21 protein-coding genes are annotated in these 20,351 nt (G+C 60.3%); 11 read left to right on the top strand and 10 right to left on the bottom strand.

All coding sequences use genetic code 11. From position 1 onward, the window contains the following. Positions 1-59 precede the first annotated feature (59 nt). From rpe to trpE, 3 genes are all read left to right on the top strand, one after another. Positions 60-734 (top strand): ribulose-phosphate 3-epimerase, encoded by a 675-nt coding sequence (gene rpe / locus ACM6IP_RS09200; RefSeq protein ID WP_095170546.1) that lies wholly within the window; start codon positions 60-62, stop codon positions 732-734. Further along, entirely contained in the window at positions 731-1,549 is an 819-nt protein-coding gene (locus ACM6IP_RS09205; RefSeq protein WP_095170544.1) for a phosphoglycolate phosphatase, read from the top strand. The genes rpe and ACM6IP_RS09205 overlap by 4 nt, the downstream gene beginning before the upstream one ends. A gap of 70 nt (positions 1,550-1,619) precedes the next feature. Further along, positions 1,620-3,101 carry an anthranilate synthase component I gene (trpE, locus tag ACM6IP_RS09210; protein ID WP_095170542.1) on the top strand — a complete coding sequence of 494 codons (1,482 nt, stop codon included), beginning with the start codon at positions 1,620-1,622 and terminating at the stop codon, positions 3,099-3,101. 67 nt (positions 3,102-3,168) lie between these two features. On the opposite strand, the gene estP is transcribed toward trpE, so the two are convergent. Then, complete coding sequence (gene estP / locus ACM6IP_RS09215; RefSeq protein ID WP_414861319.1) at positions 3,169-5,079, bottom strand: esterase EstP; 1,911 nt, start codon at positions 5,077-5,079, stop codon at positions 3,169-3,171. 401 nt (positions 5,080-5,480) lie between these two features. Between estP and ACM6IP_RS09220 the strand changes: the two genes are divergently transcribed. The 4 genes from ACM6IP_RS09220 (at position 5,481) to ACM6IP_RS09235 (ending at position 8,734) form a co-directional block, all read left to right on the top strand. Further along, entirely contained in the window at positions 5,481-6,074 is a 594-nt protein-coding gene (locus ACM6IP_RS09220) for an aminodeoxychorismate/anthranilate synthase component II (protein ID WP_095170539.1), read from the top strand. 9 nt (positions 6,075-6,083) lie between these two features. Then, complete coding sequence (trpD, locus tag ACM6IP_RS09225; protein WP_095170537.1) at positions 6,084-7,133, top strand: anthranilate phosphoribosyltransferase; 1,050 nt, start codon at positions 6,084-6,086, stop codon at positions 7,131-7,133. Next, a complete protein-coding gene (trpC, locus tag ACM6IP_RS09230) occupies positions 7,130-7,966 on the top strand; it encodes an indole-3-glycerol phosphate synthase TrpC (protein ID WP_095170535.1) in 837 nt (278 codons plus the stop codon). Before trpD ends, trpC begins: the two co-directional genes overlap by 4 nt. Before the next feature lie 66 nt (positions 7,967-8,032). Then, entirely contained in the window at positions 8,033-8,734 is a 702-nt protein-coding gene (locus ACM6IP_RS09235) for a biotin/lipoate A/B protein ligase family protein (RefSeq protein ID WP_414861320.1), read from the top strand. Here ACM6IP_RS09235 and crp read toward each other — a convergent pair. Further along, a complete protein-coding gene (gene crp / locus ACM6IP_RS09240) occupies positions 8,731-9,375 on the bottom strand; it encodes a cAMP-activated global transcriptional regulator CRP (RefSeq protein ID WP_095170531.1) in 645 nt (214 codons plus the stop codon). The two genes, ACM6IP_RS09235 and crp, sit on opposite strands and share 4 nt — an antisense overlap. A gap of 238 nt (positions 9,376-9,613) precedes the next feature. On the opposite strand from crp, the gene ACM6IP_RS09245 reads away from it, so the two are divergent. Next, the gene (locus ACM6IP_RS09245) at positions 9,614-10,036 is read left to right on the top strand and encodes an OsmC family protein (RefSeq protein ID WP_005792019.1); all 423 of its coding nucleotides are present in this window, start codon (positions 9,614-9,616) and stop codon (positions 10,034-10,036) included. A 109-nt stretch (positions 10,037-10,145) separates the two neighbouring features. On the opposite strand, the gene coq7 is transcribed toward ACM6IP_RS09245, so the two are convergent. The 6 genes from coq7 to hemJ form a co-directional block, all read right to left on the bottom strand. Continuing rightward, positions 10,146-10,793: a 2-polyprenyl-3-methyl-6-methoxy-1,4-benzoquinone monooxygenase gene (gene coq7, locus ACM6IP_RS09250; protein ID WP_414861321.1), complete on the bottom strand. Its 648-nt coding sequence runs from the start codon at positions 10,791-10,793 to the stop codon at positions 10,146-10,148. A 107-nt stretch (positions 10,794-10,900) separates the two neighbouring features. After that, positions 10,901-11,239 carry a histidine triad nucleotide-binding protein gene (locus tag ACM6IP_RS09255; protein ID WP_095170527.1) on the bottom strand — a complete coding sequence of 113 codons (339 nt, stop codon included), beginning with the start codon at positions 11,237-11,239 and terminating at the stop codon, positions 10,901-10,903. A gap of 81 nt (positions 11,240-11,320) precedes the next feature. Beyond that, complete coding sequence (locus tag ACM6IP_RS09260; RefSeq protein ID WP_159998201.1) at positions 11,321-12,109, bottom strand: SDR family NAD(P)-dependent oxidoreductase; 789 nt, start codon at positions 12,107-12,109, stop codon at positions 11,321-11,323. A 62-nt stretch (positions 12,110-12,171) separates the two neighbouring features. Continuing rightward, positions 12,172-13,077, bottom strand: coding sequence for a DUF805 domain-containing protein (locus tag ACM6IP_RS09265; RefSeq protein WP_095170524.1), 906 nt, complete (start codon positions 13,075-13,077; stop codon positions 12,172-12,174). Between the two features lie 81 nt (positions 13,078-13,158). Next, positions 13,159-14,127, bottom strand: coding sequence for an NAD(P)H-dependent flavin oxidoreductase (locus tag ACM6IP_RS09270; protein ID WP_095170522.1), 969 nt, complete (start codon positions 14,125-14,127; stop codon positions 13,159-13,161). A gap of 33 nt (positions 14,128-14,160) precedes the next feature. Then, a complete protein-coding gene (gene hemJ, locus ACM6IP_RS09275) occupies positions 14,161-14,592 on the bottom strand; it encodes a protoporphyrinogen oxidase HemJ (RefSeq protein ID WP_095170520.1) in 432 nt (143 codons plus the stop codon). A 135-nt stretch (positions 14,593-14,727) separates the two neighbouring features. On the opposite strand from hemJ, the gene argC reads away from it, so the two are divergent. Both argC and erpA read left to right on the top strand, forming a co-directional pair. Beyond that, a complete protein-coding gene (gene argC, locus ACM6IP_RS09280; protein ID WP_095170518.1) occupies positions 14,728-15,762 on the top strand; it encodes an N-acetyl-gamma-glutamyl-phosphate reductase in 1,035 nt (344 codons plus the stop codon). A 166-nt stretch (positions 15,763-15,928) separates the two neighbouring features. Next, complete coding sequence (gene erpA / locus ACM6IP_RS09285) at positions 15,929-16,279, top strand: iron-sulfur cluster insertion protein ErpA (RefSeq protein WP_027617200.1); 351 nt, start codon at positions 15,929-15,931, stop codon at positions 16,277-16,279. Positions 16,280-16,352: 73 nt separating this feature from the next. On the opposite strand, the gene ACM6IP_RS09290 is transcribed toward erpA, so the two are convergent. Together ACM6IP_RS09290 and ACM6IP_RS09295 are read right to left on the bottom strand one after the other, a co-directional pair. After that, positions 16,353-17,444, bottom strand: coding sequence for an anhydro-N-acetylmuramic acid kinase (locus ACM6IP_RS09290; RefSeq protein WP_414861322.1), 1,092 nt, complete (start codon positions 17,442-17,444; stop codon positions 16,353-16,355). A 3-nt stretch (positions 17,445-17,447) separates the two neighbouring features. Further along, entirely contained in the window at positions 17,448-18,866 is a 1,419-nt protein-coding gene (locus ACM6IP_RS09295) for a peptidoglycan DD-metalloendopeptidase family protein (protein WP_401125706.1), read from the bottom strand. 209 nt (positions 18,867-19,075) lie between these two features. Here ACM6IP_RS09295 and tyrS point away from each other — a divergent pair, with 209 nt between their 5' ends. Further along, the gene (gene tyrS, locus ACM6IP_RS09300; protein WP_414861323.1) at positions 19,076-20,275 is read left to right on the top strand and encodes a tyrosine--tRNA ligase; all 1,200 of its coding nucleotides are present in this window, start codon (positions 19,076-19,078) and stop codon (positions 20,273-20,275) included. Positions 20,276-20,351: the final 76 nt, after the last annotated feature.

Below are 20,351 nucleotides of genomic sequence, written 5' to 3' on the forward strand. Positions count from 1 at the left end.
CGTCAAAGCATGAGGTATACAATGCGCGCCATCGTGATCCTGCTCAAAAAAGGTGCGTCATGCAGCCCTTCGCTATTGCTCCGTCGATTCTCTCCGCCGACTTCGCCCGCCTGGGTGAAGAAGTGGACAACGTTCTGGCCGCGGGTGCCGACATCGTCCACTTCGATGTCATGGACAATCACTACGTGCCCAACCTGACCATCGGCCCGATGGTCTGCTCGGCACTGCGCAAGTACGGCGTTACCGCGCCGATCGACGCACACCTGATGGTATCTCCGGTCGACCGCATCATCGGTGACTTCATCGAGGCCGGCGCCACCTACATCACTTTCCACCCGGACGCCACGATTCACGTCGATCGCTCCTTGCAGATGATCCGCGAAGGCGGTTGCAAGGCCGGCCTGGTGTTCAACCCGGCGACTCCGCTGGACGTACTCAAGTACGTGATGGACAAGGTCGACATGATCCTGCTGATGAGCGTCAACCCGGGTTTTGGTGGCCAGAAGTTCATTCCGGCAACCCTCGACAAACTGCGTGAAGCGCGCGCGCTGATCGACGCCTCGGGCCGTGATATCCGCCTGGAAATCGACGGTGGGGTGAACGTCAACAACATCCGCGAAATCGCCGCGGCTGGCGCTGACACCTTCGTGGCCGGCTCCGCGATCTTCAACGCGCCGAACTACCAGGAAGTGATCGAGAAGATGCGTGCCGAACTGGCGCTGGCTCGTCCATGAGTGGTTTTGAGCAGTTGTTCCCAGGGCAATTGCCGCGGCTGGTGATGTTCGATCTGGATGGCACCCTGATCGATTCGGTACCGGACCTGGCAGTGGCCGTGGATCACATGCTGCTCAAGCTGGGGCGCGCACCGGCCGGCCTGGGCGCCGTGCGCGAGTGGGTCGGCAACGGGGCGCCGGTGCTGGTCCGTCGGGCCCTGGCCGGTGATATCGATCACAGTCGGGTCGACGACGTCGAGGCCGAACATGCGCTGGAGATTTTCATGGACGCCTATGCAGACGGCCATGAATTGACGGTGGTTTACCCTGGCGTGCGCGACACCCTCAAGTGGTTGCACAAGCAGGGTGTCGAGATGGCGCTGATCACCAACAAGCCGGAGCGCTTCGTCGCGCCCTTGCTGGACCAGATGAAGATCGGCCGCTACTTCAAGTGGATCATCGGCGGCGATACCCTGCCGCAGAAAAAACCTGACCCGGCGGCGCTGTTTTTCGTGATGAAAATGGCCAACGTACCGGCGTCGCAGTCGTTGTTCGTTGGCGACTCGCGCAGTGACGTCCTGGCGGCCAAGGCGGCGGGCGTCAAGTGTGTGGCCCTGAGCTACGGCTATAACCATGGCCGGCCGATTGCCGAAGAGTCGCCGGCGCTGGTGATCGACGATCTGCGCAAGCTAATTCCCGGTTGCCTGGATTCTGCCGCTGGGATAACGTTGCCCGACGCTGTCCAATCCCCTCCTGGAAATGCCATCGTGGTGGTTACCCGCAAACTCTGGATGAAAGTCATCAAGGCCCTGGCCCGCTGGCGTTGGCGCGCCTGACGTGATCCTGGCCGGCTAGCCGGCGCGTTTGCACACCTGACCGTTAGACCCTCATGCCACGAGGCACCTCATGATCCGCGAAGAATTCCTGCGTTTGGCCGCTGCCGGCTACAACCGCATCCCGCTTGCCTGCGAAACCCTTGCCGACTTCGACACGCCGCTGTCGATCTACCTGAAACTGGCCGATCAACCCAACTCCTACCTGTTGGAGTCGGTGCAGGGCGGGGAGAAGTGGGGGCGCTATTCGATCATTGGCCTACCGTGCCGCACGGTACTGCGGGTGCATGACCTGCATGTGAGTGTGACCGTCGACGGGGTCGAGGTCGAAAGCCACGATGTCGAAGACCCGCTAGCCTTCGTCGAGACCTTCAAGGCGCGCTACAACGTACCGACCATTGCTGGCCTGCCGCGCTTCAACGGCGGCCTGGTGGGGTACTTCGGCTATGACTGCGTGCGTTACGTGGAAAAGCGTCTGGGCAAGTGCCCGAACCCTGATCCGCTGGGCGTGCCGGACATTCTGCTGATGGTCTCCGATGCGGTGGTGGTGTTCGACAACCTGGCAGGCAAGATGCACGCCATCGTGCTGGCCGATCCGGCGCAGGAAAACGCCTTTGAACAAGGGCAGGCGCGCCTCGAGCAATTGCTGGAGCAACTGCGCCAGCCGATTACCCCGCGCCGTGGCCTGGATTTCAGCCAGCAGCAGGCGGCGGACCCGGTATTCCGTTCCAGTTTCACCCAAGCCGATTACGAGCGCGCCGTCGACACCATCAAGGAGTACATCCTGGCCGGTGACTGCATGCAGGTGGTGCCGTCGCAACGGATGTCCATCGACTTCAAGGCGGCGCCCATTGATTTGTACCGCGCCCTGCGTTGCTTCAACCCGACGCCGTACATGTACTTCTTCAACTTCGGCGACTTCCATGTGGTTGGCAGTTCGCCAGAAGTCCTGGTGCGGGTTGAAGACAACCTGATCACCGTACGCCCGATTGCCGGTACGCGTCCTCGTGGCGCGAACGAAGAAGCCGACCTGGCGCTGGAAGAGGACCTGCTGTCGGATGACAAGGAAATCGCCGAGCACCTGATGCTGATTGACCTGGGCCGCAACGACACCGGACGGGTTTCGGAGATCGGTTCGGTGAAGCTGACCGAGAAAATGGTCATCGAGCGTTATTCCAACGTGATGCACATCGTTTCCAACGTCACGGGCCAGTTGAAAGCCGGCCTGACTGCAATGGATGCGCTGCGGGCGATTCTGCCAGCGGGCACCTTGTCGGGCGCGCCGAAGATTCGCGCGATGGAAATCATCGACGAACTGGAACCGGTCAAGCGCGGTGTGTACGGTGGGGCGGTGGGTTACTTCGCCTGGAATGGCAATATGGACACGGCGATTGCGATCCGCACGGCAGTGATCAAGAACGGCGAATTGCACGTACAGGCCGGCGGCGGCATCGTTGCCGACTCGGTGCCGGCGCTGGAATGGGAAGAAACCCTGAACAAGCGCCGCGCGATGTTCCGTGCCGTGGCACTGGCCGAGCAGACACCCCGGGATTGAGGGTGTAGCGCGGCACAAAAAAACGCTGCCCCCGTGAGGAGGCAGCGTTTTTTTTTTGCTGCGGGTTTTAGAAGTCCAGTACCACGCCGACATTCAACCCTTGCTGGGTGAAGTCATCGTCCTTGCGGATGTTGTAGCCGGCCCGCAACGCCAGGTCGGCCGTCAGCTTGTGGCTGACGCCCAGGTTCAGGCGGTTGGTGTGGGATTGCGGGGTGTAGCCGGCCAGGGTGTACTGGTTGCCGGGCAGGGTGTTGAGGTTCATGGTCACGTCTTGGGTATCGTCTTCATACTCGCGCTCGTGGGCGTATTCGCCATACACCTGGGTCTGCGGGGTGAACAGGTACTTGCCCTGCAAACCGATACCCAAGCGGCGCGAGTTGCGGGTCTGGTCGTCGTAGGTCAGCGCAGTGGCGGTGTTGTCGTCCTCGGAGTAACCGTCGACTTTGACCTTGGCGAAGTCCGCGCTGAGGAACGGTGACAGGTGCCACGGGCTGCTCGCCTGTTGCGCGATGTCGTAGCCGATCCGGCCGCTGGCTGCCAGCACGGTGCCGCTGGTATCGCCTTTTTCGCCGCGTTCGTTGACGCCCAGGTCGAACTTGCGCTTGAGGCTGTCGTAGTCCAGGTGCCCGGCTGTCAGCGCACCGTCCGCCCACCAACGATTTTCCTGGTACTGCGTAAAGGCGGTGCCCATGTAGGTATTGAGTTTGTAGTCCGAGTCGTTGTGCCCGGCTTCCAGGCTTTGACGATAGAACCCGGCTGCGACGCCGACACGCCAGGCATCGTTGAGGCGGTAGCTGCCACCGATGTTCAAGTTGTAGCCAGTGCCATCTGCGCTGGCGGCACTGTTCTGGCCGTCGAAGTCCAGGTGCTGGCCACCGCCAGCGACAATGGCTCGCCATTGGCCGACGCCCTGCCAATTTTCCCAGTCGGCTTGCCATTGGTTGCGCAGTTCATCCTGGTGCGCACGCAGGGTGCCGTGGGCCATTTCTGGCAACAGTGAGGCTTCCCAGGGCGCGGCCAGCAAGGAGTAGGCGTAGTCGGCGATCAGGCGCTGGCCGGCTTCGGTGGGGTGGACCGAGTCGTTGTAGATCAGCTTGCTTGGGTCGGGGGTCGCACTGTTGATGCCGTACCGGGCGTTTTCCGTGCAGCCATTGCCGCTGAAGCAGGTGGCGGTGAGGTTCTGGTCGGTGGCCAGGCCGAATTGCGCCGGGTTGGCGAAGGCTTCGTTGAGCAATACCGGAATGTTCAGCGGGATGATTTCGGCGTCAACGGTCTGTAGTTGTCGCACCAACTCGGTGTTGAACTGTGTGCTGAGTTGGGAAACGAAACCTTGTAGTGGGCTGCCGTTGATTGCCGGCGTCAGGCCGATATCCGGGAGCAGCCAGACCATGATGTATTTGGCACCTGCCTGCTGCAGGGTTTGCACGCTGTCGACCAACCGGCCGGCTGCCGCGTCGGCCTGGGCAGGGTTGAGAATCCGGCCCTGGAGAAAATCATTGCCGCCCCCGGAGAGGTAATAGAGGGCGTTGGGATCGGCGCGCAAGCCATTACTCGGCAGATAGCCTGGGCGTGAGCGCTCGCCGGTGGCTGAGGTGGTGGTGATGGAGTCGAGAATCTGGTCGGTGCGATAACCGCCAACCGCCCAGTTGCTGCCATCGACGAGGCCCTGCTCGGCGCGGACCGCCGAGGTCGAGGCGGCGGTCTGATCATCCGAGAACCCCAGTTTGCCCCCCAGCAATTGTGTCGAGTTGGCAGAACGGACTTCCCCGCTGCCGTCCCGGTAGGTTGGCCCCACTCGGTTGGTGTAGCGCTGCGTGGCGCCTGCCGGGCCGTCCGGGTCAGCGAACTGGCCGGCATCGTTGAGGCTGTCGCCAAAGACCACGAAGTTCGAGTAGGGCGTCGGTGCAGCGATCGCTTGGGCGCAAGCCATCGCGAGAAGGCCTCCTGCCAGCGGTACAAACAGCGTCTGTCTGATCATGATCAAGTCCGTTTATTTATTGTTGTGTTGAACAAAACGACAGTACCAAAAACTTTTGCGCTTTAGCTATGGCTAAAGGCCGTATCCCCCCGCTAGCGTTACGCTATATTGCACCCTCTGCCCAGCTAAGTTACTGTGCTGGAATGTATGAATGAGACCTTCCCCGTGTTGATCGTCAGCAAACTCTTGGATCAAGTCGTCAAGGCACACGCCCGTTGGCGTTGGCGCGCCTGAACTTTCTCTGCCGGCTCGGCCGGACCTGTACCCGTTTGCCTTCTATACCCGTATGAACTGCCGCTTTTGCTGGCTCCACTTCCAGCATCTGACCGAGCGACGCCACTGTGCGGGTCAATCATTCGAAGGCTGTTTTAAAAGTCAGTGAATTCAAGAGGTTTGAACCCATGTTGCTGATGATTGATAACTACGACTCCTTTACCTACAACGTTGTGCAGTACCTCGGCGAGCTGGGCTCAGAGGTCAAGGTCGTGCGCAACGATGAGCTGACCATCGCCCAGATCGAAGCACTCAACCCCGAGCGCATTGTCGTGTCCCCCGGCCCATGCACGCCGACCGAAGCCGGTGTGTCGATCGAAGCCATCAAGTATTTCGCCGGCAAGCTGCCGATCCTCGGCGTCTGCCTGGGGCACCAGTCGATCGGCCAGGCGTTTGGTGGCGATGTGGTACGTGCCCGTCAAGTCATGCACGGTAAGACTAGTCCGGTATTCCACGAGGACAAGGGCGTGTTTGCAGGTCTGAACCACCCGCTGACCGTCACTCGTTATCATTCCCTGATTGTGCAGCGCGAAACCCTGCCCGATTGCCTGGAACTGACCGCCTGGACCCAGCTCGAAGACGGTTCGGTCGATGAGATCATGGGCCTGCGCCACAAGACGCTGAACATCGAGGGTGTGCAATTTCACCCTGAGTCGATCCTCACCGAGCAGGGCCACGAACTGTTCGCCAACTTCCTCAAACAAACCGGCGGCACGCGCTAAGGACTTTCCATGGATATCAAGACTGCCCTGAGCCGTATCGTCGGCCACCTCGACCTGAGCACTGAGGAAATGAGCGATGTGATGCGCGAAATCATGACCGGGCAATGCACGGATTCGCAGATTGGTGCGTTCATGATGGCCATGCGCATGAAGAGCGAGAGCATCGACGAAATCGTCGGCGCCGTCTCGGTGATGCGCGAGCTGGCTGACCGGGTCGAGCTGAAAACCCTCGATGGCGTGGTGGATGTGGTGGGCACTGGCGGCGACGGTGCGAATATCTTCAACGTCTCGACCGCCTCTTCTTTTGTGGTGGCGGCTGCCGGCTGCACCGTGGCCAAGCACGGTAACCGCGCCGTCTCGGGCAAGAGCGGCAGTGCCGACTTGCTGGAAGCGGCCGGGATCTACCTGAACCTGACACCGGTGCAGGTGGCGCGCTGCATCGACAACGTTGGTATTGGTTTTATGTTTGCCCAATCCCACCATCGTGCGATGAAATACGCGGCAGGTCCACGGCGTGACCTGGGCTTGCGCACACTGTTCAACATGCTCGGCCCGCTTACGAATCCGGCCGGTGTGAAGCATCAGGTGGTGGGGGTGTTCAGTCAGGCTTTGTGCCGGCCTTTGGCCGAAGTATTGCAACGTCTGGGCAGCAAACACGTGCTGGTGGTGCATTCCAAGGATGGCCTGGATGAGTTCAGTCTGGCGGCGCCGACGTTTGTCGCCGAATTGAAGAATGACCAGGTCACTGAGTATTGGGTCGAACCTGAAGACCTGGGCATGAAGAGCCAGAGCTTGCACGGTCTGGCTGTGGACAGCCCGGCCGCTTCGCTGGAACTGATTCGCGATGCACTGGGTCGCCGTAAAACCGAGAACGGCCAGAAAGCGGCCGAAATGATTGTGCTCAACGCTGGTGCTGCGCTGTACGCCGCTGATCATGCGAGCAGTCTGAAAGAGGGGGTTGCCCTGGCTCATGACGCGCTGCACACCGGCCTTGCGCGAGAAAAGCTCGAAGAGTTGGGTGCATTTACTGCAGTATTCAAAGTGGAGAATGAGGCATGAGTGTACCGACGGTGCTCGAGAAGATTCTCGCCCGCAAAGTTGAGGAGGTGGCCGAGCGTAGCGCTCGCGTGACACTGGCCGAACTGGAAGCCATGGCAAAAGTGGCGAACGCCCCTCGTGGCTTCGCCCAGGCGTTGATCACCCAGGCCAAGCTCAAGCAACCGGCGGTCATTGCCGAAATCAAGAAAGCGTCGCCAAGCAAAGGGGTGATCCGCGAGCACTTCGTCCCCGCCGAAATCGCAGTCAGCTACGAGAAGGGCGGGGCAACCTGTCTTTCGGTGCTGACCGATGTCGACTTCTTCCAGGGTGCGGACAGCTATCTGCAGCAGGCTCGTGCGGCCTGCAACCTGCCGGTGATTCGCAAGGACTTCATGATCGATCCGTACCAGATCGTTGAAGCCCGTGCACTGGGCGCCGATTGTGTGTTGCTGATCGTCTCCGCGCTGGACGACGTCAAGATGGCTGAGCTGGCTGCCGTTGCCAAAGGCGTTGGCCTCGACGTACTGGTGGAAGTTCACGACGGTGACGAGTTGGAGCGGGCATTAAAAACCCTCGACACACCGCTGGTCGGGGTTAACAACCGCAACCTGCATACGTTTGAAGTGAATCTGGAAACCACCCTCGATCTATTGCCGCGCATCCCTCGCGATCGCCTGGTGATCACTGAAAGTGGCATTCTCAACCGTGCGGATGTCGAGCTGATGGAAATCAGTGAGGTCTATTCGTTCCTGGTGGGCGAAGCCTTCATGCGCGCCGAGAGCCCGGGGGCGGAGCTGCAACGCCTGTTCTTCCCGGAGCGCGGTGTACCGGTCAGCGGTTCTACACTCGACTGAACCTGATTTAATCAAGAAGCCGGCGATGCCGGCTTTTTTGTATCCACAGCCAAGGATTTGCCTGCCATGACCCAACCCATTGCCTTGACCGTCGAAGCGGGCCTGCAAGCTGAGCAGGATTTGCTGGCGACGGTGTGTGCTGGTGACCAGGATTTCGCTCTGTTGTTCTGGCAACCGAGCGATCGTGCGCTGGTCATGCCCCGGCGCTTGAGTCGTTTGCCGGGGTTCGACGCTGCCTGTGTAGCGTCGGCGGAGAATGGCTGGCCGGTGTTACTGCGCGAAACCGGGGGCGAGCCGGTGCCGCAGTCGGCGGCCACCATCAACATTGCGCTGGTCTACGCGCCGCCACGCAGCGAAGGTGATCACGGACGTATCGAAACCGCCTATCGGCGCCTGTGCGATCCGATTTGCATGTTGCTGACAGAGCTGGGGGGCGAGGCGTCTTTGGGGGAAGTGGAGGGCGCGTTCTGTGATGGACGCTTCAACGTCAATCTCGACGGTCGCAAGATGGTTGGCACCGCGCAACGCTGGCGCCAGAGCAAAAGTGGGCAGCGGCCGGTAGGGCTGGTGCATGGCGCATTGTTGCTGGACGATGAACGCGAATCGATGGTGCAGGCGGTCAACCGTTTTAACCAGGTGTGCGGCCTTGAGCAGCGGGTGCGTGCGGCAAGCCATATCGCCCTGCACGAACGATTCGCCGCGCCCCAGGCGATTGAGCGCCTGGACACGCTGTATCGGCAGATGCTGGCCCAGGTGCTGGCGCCTTAGCGGGTGCCGAACACCACCATAGTCTTGCCCTTGACGTTCACCAGGTTGCGCTCTTCCAGGTCCTTGAGCACGCGCCCGACCATTTCCCGCGAGCAGCCGACGATCCGGCCGATTTCCTGACGGGTGACTTTGATCTGCATGCCGTCGGGGTGGGTCATGGCGTCGGGTTGTTTGCACAGCTCCAGTAAGCAGCGCGCAACCCGACCGGTGACGTCGAAGAACGCCAGGTCGCCGACCTTGCGTGTGGTGTTACGCAGGCGCTGGGCAATCTGCCCGCTGAGCACGTAGAGGATGTCCGGGTCGTGCTGGGACAGTTCGCGGAATTTGCTGTAGCTGATCTCGGCCACTTCGCACTCGACCTTGGCGCGTACCCAGGCACTGCGTTCCTGCTCCTGGCCTGCTTGTTCAAACAAACCCAGCTCGCCAAAAAAGTCCCCGTTGTTGAGGTAGGCGATGATCATTTCCCGGCCGTCGTCATCCTCGATCAGGATGGTGACTGAACCCTTGATAATGAAAAACAGTGTGTCGGAACGGTCACCTGCACAAATGATATTGCTCTTGGCCTGGTAGCGACGGCGCTGGCAATGCATCAGTAGCTTGTCGAGGTTCTTGATCTTGGGGGTTGGGGCAATAGCAACCATGGTTGAATCCCGAAAAGACTGCACGGTGTGACGTGGTTGTTTTTATGAGGCGCTGCAGAGCGTGTGCTCTAGGACGGGTGTTGCGCCAGTGAATTGGCGCCAGCTTAACAGACACATTCTGGTGTCATTAGAGAAATTATCAATGCGCGCGGCCGCCGGCTTGCACTGCAGTGGCACGCTGTCTATCCCAAGCCCTGTGCTAAGCTGGCGACCCTTTTTTTACAGTGGAGACTTGGCGATGAAGGCACGCATCCAATGGGCTGGCGAAGCCATGTTCCTCGGTGAATCCGGCAGTGGTCACGTCGTGGTCATGGACGGTCCGCCCGAGGCCGGTGGTCGCAACCTGGGGGTTCGGCCGATGGAAATGCTCCTGCTCGGTGTGGGCGGTTGCAGCAATTTCGACGTAGTCAGCATCCTCAAGAAGTCGCGCCAGGCGGTGGAAAGCTGCGAAGCCTTCCTTGAAGCCGAGCGTGCGACTGAAGATCCCAAGGTGTTCACAAAGATTCACATGCATTTTGTAGTCAAGGGCCGAGCGCTCAAGGAAGCCCAGGTCAAGCGCGCCATCGAGTTGTCGGCAGAGAAGTACTGCTCGGCATCGATCATGCTGGGGGCCGCAGGCGTGGCCATTACCCACGACTACGAAATCATCGAGCTGGGTTGAGTCGGGTTCGTTATCGCGAAGAGGGCCAGTCCTTTTTGATGCGGTGGCTGCGAGCACAAAAAAGGGCGCTGATATCAGCGCCCTTTTTTCGTCTCGGTGTCGAGGTGCGTCAAATGCGGTAGGTGCTTTTGGTCATCACCTTGGCCAACAGGCTCATGCCGAACTTCACCGGCGCCGGGAAGCGAAAACCACCGGCATCCAGCGCACTTTCGGCGTGCTGTTCTTCGTCGATGCGCATCTGCTCAAGAATGGCTCGCGACTTTTCGTCCTCGGCCGGCAGTTGCTCCAGGTGTTCGTTCAGGTGCTTGCAGACCTGATCTTCGGTCGCTGCCACGAAGCCCAGGCTGACTTTGTCGCTGATCAGCCCGGCCACTGCACCGATGCCGAACGACATGCCGTAGAACAATGGGTTGAGGATGCTGGTATGGCTGCCCAGTTGGCGGATGCGTTGCTCGCACCAGACCAGGTGATCGATCTCTTCCTCGGCCGCATGCTCCATCGCCGCCCGCACCTGCGGCAGCTTGGCGGTCAGGGCCTGGCCTTGATACAGCGCCTGGGCACAGACTTCACCGGTATGGTTGATGCGCATCAGGCCGACGACGTGCCGGGTGTCCTCGTCGCTCATTTTGCTCTCTGGCTGCAGGATGGCCGGCGACGGGCGATAAGGCTGGCCACTGAAGGGCAGCAAGGTGCGCATCGCGGTATCGGCTTGCAACAGAAGACGGTCAATGGGCGAGTAGTGACGTTGGGTAGTCATGCTGACCTCCGGGAAGAATCTCGGCGGCCAGTTTACCGCAATCGGCGGGGGAAGGTTTGCCCTGGGTCATGACGATCGGCGACACAACCCGGAGCAACAGGGTGGGATCAGCCCGGTGGCCAGTGCATCTGGCGTTGACCCAGGACGTGCATATGAATGTGGTAGACGGTTTGCCCACCCAGTTCATTGCAGTTCATCACCACGCGAAAGCCTTCTTCGCAGCCCAGTTCCAGCGCCAAGCGTTGGGCGGTGAACAGAATATGCCCGGCCAGCGCCTTGTCGTCCTCGGTGAGGTCGTTGAGGGTGCGCACCGGCTTCTTCGGGATGACCAGGAAGTGCACGGGGGCCTGCGGGGCGATGTCGTGGAAGGCCAGGACCTGGTCATCCTCGTAAATAATCTTGGCAGGTATTTCTCTGTTGATGATCTTGGTGAACAGAGTATCCACAGCTGTTTCTCCATGTTGATGGGCCGCACTGAGTGTACTGAAGGGGCCACTCCGGCGCCCGACCTTTTATTGCGTGGGTGCTCAGCGCGGGCAATAGGCCTTGTTGACCATGCCGACGATGGTCCGGGTCAACCAGCGCGAGCCCAGGCGCGGCAGGAAGGCGAACCAGCGATTGCGCCGTCCCGGGATGATGATTGCGCGGTTCTTATCCAGTGCCCGTACGGTGTACAACGCCACTTCCTCGGGGCTCATCAGCAGCTTGCTGGCGTTCAGTTTGCTGTCGTCCAACTGGGCGGTGCGAAAGAAGGCGGTCCGGGTTGGGCCGGGGCACAGCACCGAAACCTTGACCGCACACTTTTTCAGCTCCACCCGCAGGCCTTCGGAAAAGTGCAGCACGTAGGCCTTGCTGGCGTAGTAGGTGCTCATCCACGGGCCTGGATTGAAGGCCGCCACGGACGCCACGTTGAGAATCTGTCCGCCACCCTGCAGGGCCATGCTGTTGCCAATGGCATGGCACAGGCGTGTGAGGGCGAGGATGTTGACTTCAATCAGGTCTTGCTCAGTCATCCAGTCCTGGGCCAGGAATGGCCCGCAGGTGCCGATGCCGGCGCAATTGACCAGCAGGTCGATCTGCCGTTCGCCTTCTTCGAGCTCCAGCAGAAAGCCGGACAAGCGCAGTGGTTCACCCAGGTCGCAGGCGCGAAACAGCACCTCGACGCCAAAGCGCTGGGTCAATTCGATGGCGATGCTTTCCAGCTGATCACGTTGGCGAGCCACCAGAATCAGGCTGCGGCCGCGGCGCGCCAGGGCTTCGGCCATAGCCAGGCCGATGCCGCTGGATGCACCAGTAATCAGAGCGTAACGGGTCATGCAGTTCTCCATCGCAACGGCTCGAGGCCTGTGGACAGAGAGCTCACAGGTCGCCAGCGCGTTTATTCTTGTCCATAGTCTACAGGGGGCTGGGCAGGTTGCGCCGCATCGTCTGCCTCAACGTTTTCAGCCGACTCGTCGATCTCATAGCTGCTGCTCATGGTGCTTTCGTATTCTTCAGTGACGGCGCTGAGGCCGCCAGCCAATGCGCCGACAAACACCACGGCAATCACCACCAGCCAAAGCCCGGCCAATACTTTCACCGCCGTGCTGTTGGGCGGTTGCGGTGCGCCGTAGCGGTTGGCGCCGGGGTTGCCCGGGATGACCGCCAGCGCGATGGGAAAGAGGCCGCCGACAATGGGCACCAGATTCAGGAACCACAGCCAGCCAGACCATCCCAGGTCATGCAGGCGCTGCACGCTGATGGTGATATTCACATAGAAGTAGGCAAGCAGACCGACGACACAAACAATTGCCGCCAATACCATGTTATCGCCCGCCAACAGGCCCAATCCCAATGTGCCGGCGGCCCCGCCCATGATCAGCAGCGCAGCCAGCGACCAGGCCAGATACCGCAAGCGACCGATACGGCCCTGGACACTGAAGACCTTGAGTTCGGAAAACGTGGTGTTGACCTCACCCACTGGCGCGTGGGGCGGAGCGTAGGGAGAGGTGTTGGCCTCCGGCAGTGGGGCCGTGATGGGTTTGACTTCGCTCAGGTTGAGCTCGATCGAAGGCTCGGCCTCGATCCGCGCATCAACGCCGGTCTTTGCCAGGGCTGTGAGATAGGTCTGCGCATCGGCCTGGGAAAGGTTGTGCTTGAGGGCGACGGGTTCGCCACGAAATAGCCGCTCGATGGCGCTGACGTCACATTTGAACAGCTCGGCGAGATTGAGTTTCGCCGTGGTGATCTCGACCCCTGGCAGCAGGGCGCCGTCGAAGACAATCTTGAAACGGTTTTCGCTCATGCCAGTACTTCCTTGTCGCGATTGATCGGGGTGTGCGCGTTACCGGGGCCAGCCGTACCCGGCTGACCCAAGGTAGGTGGCTTAACGTGGCCAGCGTTTGGGCAGTTGAGCTGCCAGTTCCTGCGCTTTGCGGTACTCGGCATCCAGCCGCGCGACCAGTTCGTCAACGCTGGGCAGGTCGTCGATTTCACCGACGCCCTGACCGGCTGACCACACGGTTTTCCACGCTTTGGCTTCATCGCTGATGGGCTTGAGTTTGGCGCCGAAGTTGATTTCGCCTTTGCCTTGCAGCGCGTCGAGATCAAAACCGGCGTTGAGCAGGCTTTGGCGCATGAAACTTGCCGGTACACCTGAGACCGCTGGCGTATGAACGATGTCGGCTGCTCTGGAAGTCAGCAGCATCTCTTTGTAAGCCTCAGGTGCATGGCTTTCAGTGGTGCCGATAAACCGTGTGCCGAAGTAGGCCAGGTCCGCGCCGAGCAGTTGCGCGGCGAGAATTTCATGGCCGTGGTTCAGGCAGCCGGCCAGTAACAGGGTCTTGTCGAAGAACTGCCGGATCTCGGCAATCAGCGAGAAGGGGCTCCACGTGCCGGCGTGACCACCGGCACCGGCGGCAACCGCGATCAAACCATCGACCCCGGCTTCGGCGGCTTTCTCGGCGTGCCGACGGGTTGTCACGTCGTGGAACACCAGGCCGCCGTAGCTGTGCACCGCATCCACCACTTCTTTCACTGCACCCAGGCTGGTGATCACGATCGGCACTTTATGCTCGATGCAGATCGCGAGGTCGGCCTGCAGCCGTGGATTGCTGTTGTGCACAATCAGGTTCACGGCATAGGGCGCGGGGTTCTGCAGCAGCGCCAGACCCGCTTCGATTTCCTCCAGCCAGGCCTTGAAGCCGCTGCTTTCGCGCTGGTTCAGGGCCGGAAAGCTGCCGACCACGCCATTGCGGCAGCACGCCAGCACCAGCTGTGGATTGGAGATCAGGAACATCGGCGCCGCCACGACGGGCAGGCGCAGGTGTTGTTCAAGCAAAGCGGGCAGCGACATTGGAAGTACCCCGATGGAAAGCGTTCAGTAGGATTAGAACGGCCGTACGACGACCAAAATTACAATAGCCAGCAATATCAGAACCGGCACTTCGTTGAACCAGCGATAAAAGACATGGCTGCGGGTGTTTTCGCCACGGGCAAAACGCTTCACCTGGGCGCCGCACATGTGGTGGTAGCCAATCAGCAGCACCACCAGGGTCAGCTTCGCGTGCATCCAGCCGCCCTGGGTGAAGTAGGCGCTGGGGTTGAGGCTGATCAGCCAGCCGCCAAAGATCAACGTGGCGATCATTGCCGGGCCCATGATGCCCCGGTACAGCTTGCGCTCCATGAGACTGAAGCGCTCCTTGCTGATGCTGTCTTCGCTTTGAGCGTGGTAGACGAACAGGCGCGGCAGGTAAAACAGGCCGGCAAACCAGCACACGACGCTGATGATATGAAAAGCTTTTAGCCACAGATAAAGCATTTTTAGTTATTCCCAGATTCACGGTAGCCCGAATAGTAGAGGCTTGAGCGCCCGCACGTCACCTTGACGGTTGTCGCAGGCGCGCGCGGCCCCTATTATCGACGGCTTTCCAGTGGGTTCGTTGAGGGCAGGTTTATGGTCAAGGTCGGTATCGTCGGCGGCACGGGTTACACCGGTGTCGAATTGCTGCGTCTGTTGGCGCAGCATCCGCAAGCAGAAGTGGTGGTAATCACTTCCCGATCCGAGGCCGGTCTGGCCGTGGCAGACATGTACCCGAACCTGCGTGGCCACTACGATGGCCTGGCGTTCAGCGTTCCGGACATCAAGACCCTGGGTGCCTGCGATGTGGTGTTCTTCGCCACCCCTCATGGCGTAGCCCACGCCTTGGCTGGCGAGCTGCTCGCGGCCGGGACCAAGGTCATTGACCTGTCTGCCGACTTCCGTCTGCAGGACGCGGATGAGTGGGCCAAGTGGTACAACCAGCCGCACGGTGCACCGGAACTGCTGGAGGAGGCGGTTTATGGCCTGCCGGAAGTTAATCGCGAGCAGATCAAGCAGGCTCGCCTGATCGCTGTGCCGGGTTGCTACCCAACGGCCACTCAACTGGGCTTCCTGCCATTGCTGGAAGCGGGTCTGGCCGACACTTCGCGCCTGATCGCCGACTGCAAGTCCGGGGTCAGTGGTGCGGGTCGCGGCGCCGCTGTCGGTTCGCTGTACTCGGAAACGTCGGAAAGCATGAAGGCCTACGCAGTCAAAGGCCACCGGCACCTGCCAGAAATTCGCCAGGGCCTGCGCCGCGCCGCTGGCCAGGACGTTGGCCTGACTTTCGTGCCGCACCTGACCCCGATGATTCGCGGCATTCACTCCACGCTGTACGCTACAGTGGTCGATCGCTCCGTGGACCTGCAGGCATTGTTCGAGAAGCGCTATGCCAACGAACCGTTCGTCGATGTCATGCCGGCTGGCAGCCACCCGGAAACTCGCAGCGTACGCGGTGCCAATGTTTGCCGGATCGCGGTGCACCGCCCGCAGGATGGCGACCTGGTGGTGGTGTTGTCGGTGATCGACAACTTGGTCAAAGGCGCCTCGGGCCAGGCGGTACAGAACCTCAACATCCTGTTTGGCCTGGACGAACGCCTGGGGCTGTCCCACGCGGGCATGCTGCCTTAAGCGTCGCAGCGTCGAACAAAAAGGCCCGTCAAACGGGCCTTTTTGCTGTCTGGGAAACGGCTAGGTTGATTGCTATACCATAACAATAGTTGACCGATTTTCTGGGAGAAGCGGATAATGCCCGTCATCACGCATTATGGCGGCGTAACGCCGGGAGATAGTCAGCATGAGCGTCGAATCCTTCACCCCCACGGCTTTGCAATTCACCCACGGTGCCGCGCACAAGGTGAAGAGCCTGGTCGATGAAGAGGGTAATGATCGCTTGAAGCTGCGCGTATTTGTTACGGGCGGCGGTTGTTCAGGGTTTCAATACGGCTTTACCTTCGATGAAGAAGTGGCCGATGACGACACTATCGTCGAGCGCGAAGGCGTCAGCCTGGTGGTCGACCCGATGAGCTACCAGTACCTGGCCGGTGCCGAGGTGGATTATCAGGAAGGTCTGGAAGGTTCACGGTTTGTGATCAAGAACCCGAATGCGACAACCACCTGCGGTTGTGGCTCCTCGTTCTCGATCTGATCGCTATACGTAGTATCCGCTGTACTCAACGCCGCAGGGCCCAAGGCTTTTGCGGCGTTTTGCTGTCTGGGGTTCAGGCGGGGTAGATGGCGCCAAGGACTCGCAGGCCGCGGGCGCCAGTGACGCTCGGGCGATTGGCCGGGATGCCTTCGAGGCAGCAATGGGCCAGCCAGGCAAAAGCCATGGCTTCGACCCAGTCCGGATCGACGCCGTACGCTGCGGTGCTGTCGACACCTGCGTTGGGTAGCAGGCTGGCAAGGCGGGCCATCAGTGTTGCGTTGTGGGCACCGCCACCGCACACCAGCAGGGTCTGGGTGTCGAGCTGCGCGGCTTGCAGTGATTCAACAATGGTCAGGGCAGTCAGCTCAAGCAGCGTGGCCTGTACGTCTTGGGCGGCGAATCCCGGCAGGCGGGCCAGGTGCTGGGTCAGCCAGGGCAGGTTGAACACTTCCCGGCCGGTGCTTTTCGGACCCTTGGTCAGGAAGAAGGGGTCGCTGAGCAAGGCGTTCAGCAAGGCCGGCTCGACACGGCCACTGGCCGCCCAAGCGCCGTCGCGGTCAAAGGTTTCCCCGCGTTGCTGATGAATCCAGGCATCCAGCAGGACGTTGCCGGGGCCACAGTCGAATCCCGAGACCGGCTTGCCTGTCTCAATCAGGCTCAGATTGCTGAAGCCGCCCACGTTCAACACGGCACGATTACCGTGATGCTGGCCGAACAGGGCTTCATGGAAGGCCGGTACCAACGGTGCACCTTGGCCGCCGGCTGCGACATCACGGCTGCGGAAATCGCTGACGACGCTGATTCCAGTCAGCTCGGTTAGCAGGGCCGGGTTGCCGATTTGCATGGTGAACCCGCGTGCGGGTTCGTGGCGAATGGTCTGGCCGTGGCTGCCGATCGCACGGATGTCGGCGGCTTGGAGCTGTTGCGTGGCTAGCAGGGCGTTGATGCCTTCGGCCGCCAGGGTGACCCAGTTGTGCTGGGCAAGCGCTGATCGGGCGATCTCGTCCGGCCCGCTGGCGCACAAGCCAAGCAGCTCGGTGCGCAGGGAGTCAGGCATGGGGATGTAGTGGGTGGCGATCAGCTTGATAGCCCCCTCGTACTCGATCAGCGCAATGTCCAGGCCATCCAGGCTGGTCCCGGACATCAGGCCGATATAGAGCGCCATGGCTTAGCGTTTGCTCGAAGCGAGCAGGGTGGATTTTTCTTGCTCCATGCGCGCCATCAGTGGCTGGCTCTGCTGCAGGAAGCGCGCACGTTCGGCCTTGGCGATCGGGTCGGCCATCGGCAGCTTCTGGCCCAGAGGGTCGACGTGAACGCCGTTGACCTGGAACTCATAGTGCAGGTGCGGCCCGGTCGACAGGCCGGTGGTGCCGATGTAGCCGATCACCTGGCCCTGCTTGACGCTGCCGCCGGTCTTCACGCCTTTGGCAAAGCCTTGCATGTGGCCGTACAGGGTGCGGTAGGAATTGCCATGCTGAATGATCACGGTGTTGCCGTAGCCACCGCGGCGGCCCGCCAGCAGGACCTTGCCGTCGCCGGCAGCCTTGATCGGCGTACCGCGCGGTGCGGCGTAGTCGACGCCTTTGTGGGCGCGAATTTTGTTCAGAATTGGATGCTTGCGGCCCATGGAGAAACGCGAGCTAATACGGGCGAAGTCCACCGGTGTACGGATGAACGCCTTGCGCATGCTGTTGCCATCGGCGGTGTAGTAGCTGCTGTTGCCTTGTTTGTTGGTGTAGCGCACGGCGGTGTAGGTCTTGCCGCGGTTGGTGAAGCGGGCGGACAAGATCGGGCCATTGCCGACAGCCTTGCCGTTGACCACTTTCTGTTCGTAGATCACGTCGAACTCGTCACCCTGGCGAATGTCCTGGGCAAAGTCGACGTCGTAGCCAAACACGCTGGCCATGTCCATGGTCAGGCTGTGGGACAGGCCGGCACGCGCTGCCGACTGGGACAGCGAGCTGTTGATCACGCCGTGGACATAAGCGGTACGTACGGTCGGCTTGGCCGTAGTGCGATTGAACGCATAGCCTTTGGCATTCTTGGTCAGGCTGATGCTATCGAGGTCGCTGATCTTGCTGTGCAGCGTCGTCAACTGGCCGTCTGGACCCAGTTCGAACTCGAGTTTCTGGCCGCGCTTGAGCTGGGTGAAGAGCTTGGCTTGCTTGTCGCTGGCCAGGATCTCGTTGACGGAAGTGGAGGGCAGTCCAACCTTCTCGAACAGCGTGGACAGCGTGTCGCCCTTGGCGACAATTACTTCGCGGTGGCTTGGTGCCTTTTTCTCTTCGACCACCGGTGCAGGGGCCGCTTCAGCGGTTTGCGGGGTGTCTTCGGTGCTGTTTTCGATCTGGGCGAAGGGCGGTTCTACGGGTTCAATTGTGGCTTGAGCGGCGTCGGCAGCGTCTTGATCTTGTGTCAGTTGTTCTAGGGGGCTTTCCAGCTCAAGGCTCAGAGTGGTCTTTTTGGCTTCGACGTCACTGGATGGAAACACCAGGAGCGCCAGGCTGAGCAAGGCGGCAATGCCGCTCGCAGCGAGCAGGTGGGTCTTCGGATAAAGCGGCGGCGCTTTAGACGGTTCTGTGGTCATAGGTAATTTGACTTTGGAAAAGATGAATTGGAAAAGATGAATGACATGATGAAGATGAAATAACTGTATAAAATATAACCAAATCATCTCTTAAGCAAGTCGCGAGTGCTCTGTTCGTGGATTGCTGGCCGTGCGCCGGGCAAAACTTGTATTTGGTGCGCGATCTTGTATGGTTGGGTCCCTTTGAATCTGAGCCTTGCAGGTTGGTTATGAAGTCGGTTGAAGAGCAGCTAGCGCTGATCAAACGTGGTGCGGAAGAACTGTTGGTCGAGTCCGAGCTGATCGAGAAGCTCAAGCGTGGCCAGCCGCTGCGTATTAAGGCTGGCTTCGACCCGACTGCGCCGGATTTGCACCTGGGCCACACGGTGCTTATTAATAAGCTGCGCCAGTTCCAGGATCTGGGTCACCAGGTGATCTTCCTGATTGGTGACTTCACCGGGATGATCGGTGATCCGAGCGGCAAGAGCGCAACCCGTCCGCCCCTGACCCGCGAGCAGGTCCTCGAGAATGCCGAGACCTACAAGACTCAGGTGTTCAAGATCCTTGATCCAGCCAAGACCGAAGTGGCGTTCAACTCCACCTGGATGGATCAGATGGGGCCGGCGGACTTCATTCGCCTGACTTCGCAGTACACCGTGGCGCGGATGCTCGAGCGCGATGACTTCGACAAGCGCTACTCGACCAACCAGCCTATCGCGATTCACGAGTTCCTCTATCCGTTGGTCCAGGGTTACGACTCGGTGGCTTTGCGCGCCGACGTCGAGCTGGGCGGTACCGACCAGAAGTTCAACCTGTTGATGGGGCGTGAGCTGCAGCGCGGCTATGGTCAGGAAGCTCAGTGCATTCTGACCATGCCGTTGCTTGAGGGTCTGGATGGCGTGAAGAAGATGTCCAAGTCCCTGGGCAACTACGTCGGGATCCAGGAAGCGCCGGGCGTCATGTACGGCAAGCTGGTCTCGATTCCGGATGCGTTGATGTGGCGTTACTTCGAGCTGCTCAGTTTCCGCTCCATGGCAGAGATCGATTCATTGCGCGCTGATGTCGAGGCAGGTGCCAATCCGCGGGATATCAAGATCAAACTGGCTGAAGAGATCGTTGCGCGTTTCCATGGTGAAGAGGCTGCGGCCAACGCTCACCGTGCGGCGGGTAATCGCATGAAAGAAGGCGAGCTGCCAGACGACTTGCCGGAAATCGAACTGACAGCCACTGAGGATATGCCGATCGCAGCCGTCCTTAATAAGGCAGGGCTGGTAAAGAACTCGGCAGTTGCTCGTGACCTGCTCGGTTCGGGCGGTGTGCGCATTGATGGTGAAGTGGTTGATCGCACCTTTATATACGTACTGGGCGCGACCCATGTTTGCCAGGCCGGCAAGAAAGCATTTGCGCGTATTACGCTTAAATCCGAGTAATGCTGAAATAAGGGCTTGACGGCGAATTGTAACGGTCTATAATTCGCCCACTTCCGGCGCAGTCGAAACGGAAAAC

It is taken from the genome of Pseudomonas sp. IT-P176, assembly GCF_949767245.1.
Taxonomy (GTDB): Bacteria; Pseudomonadota; Gammaproteobacteria; order Pseudomonadales; family Pseudomonadaceae; genus Aquipseudomonas.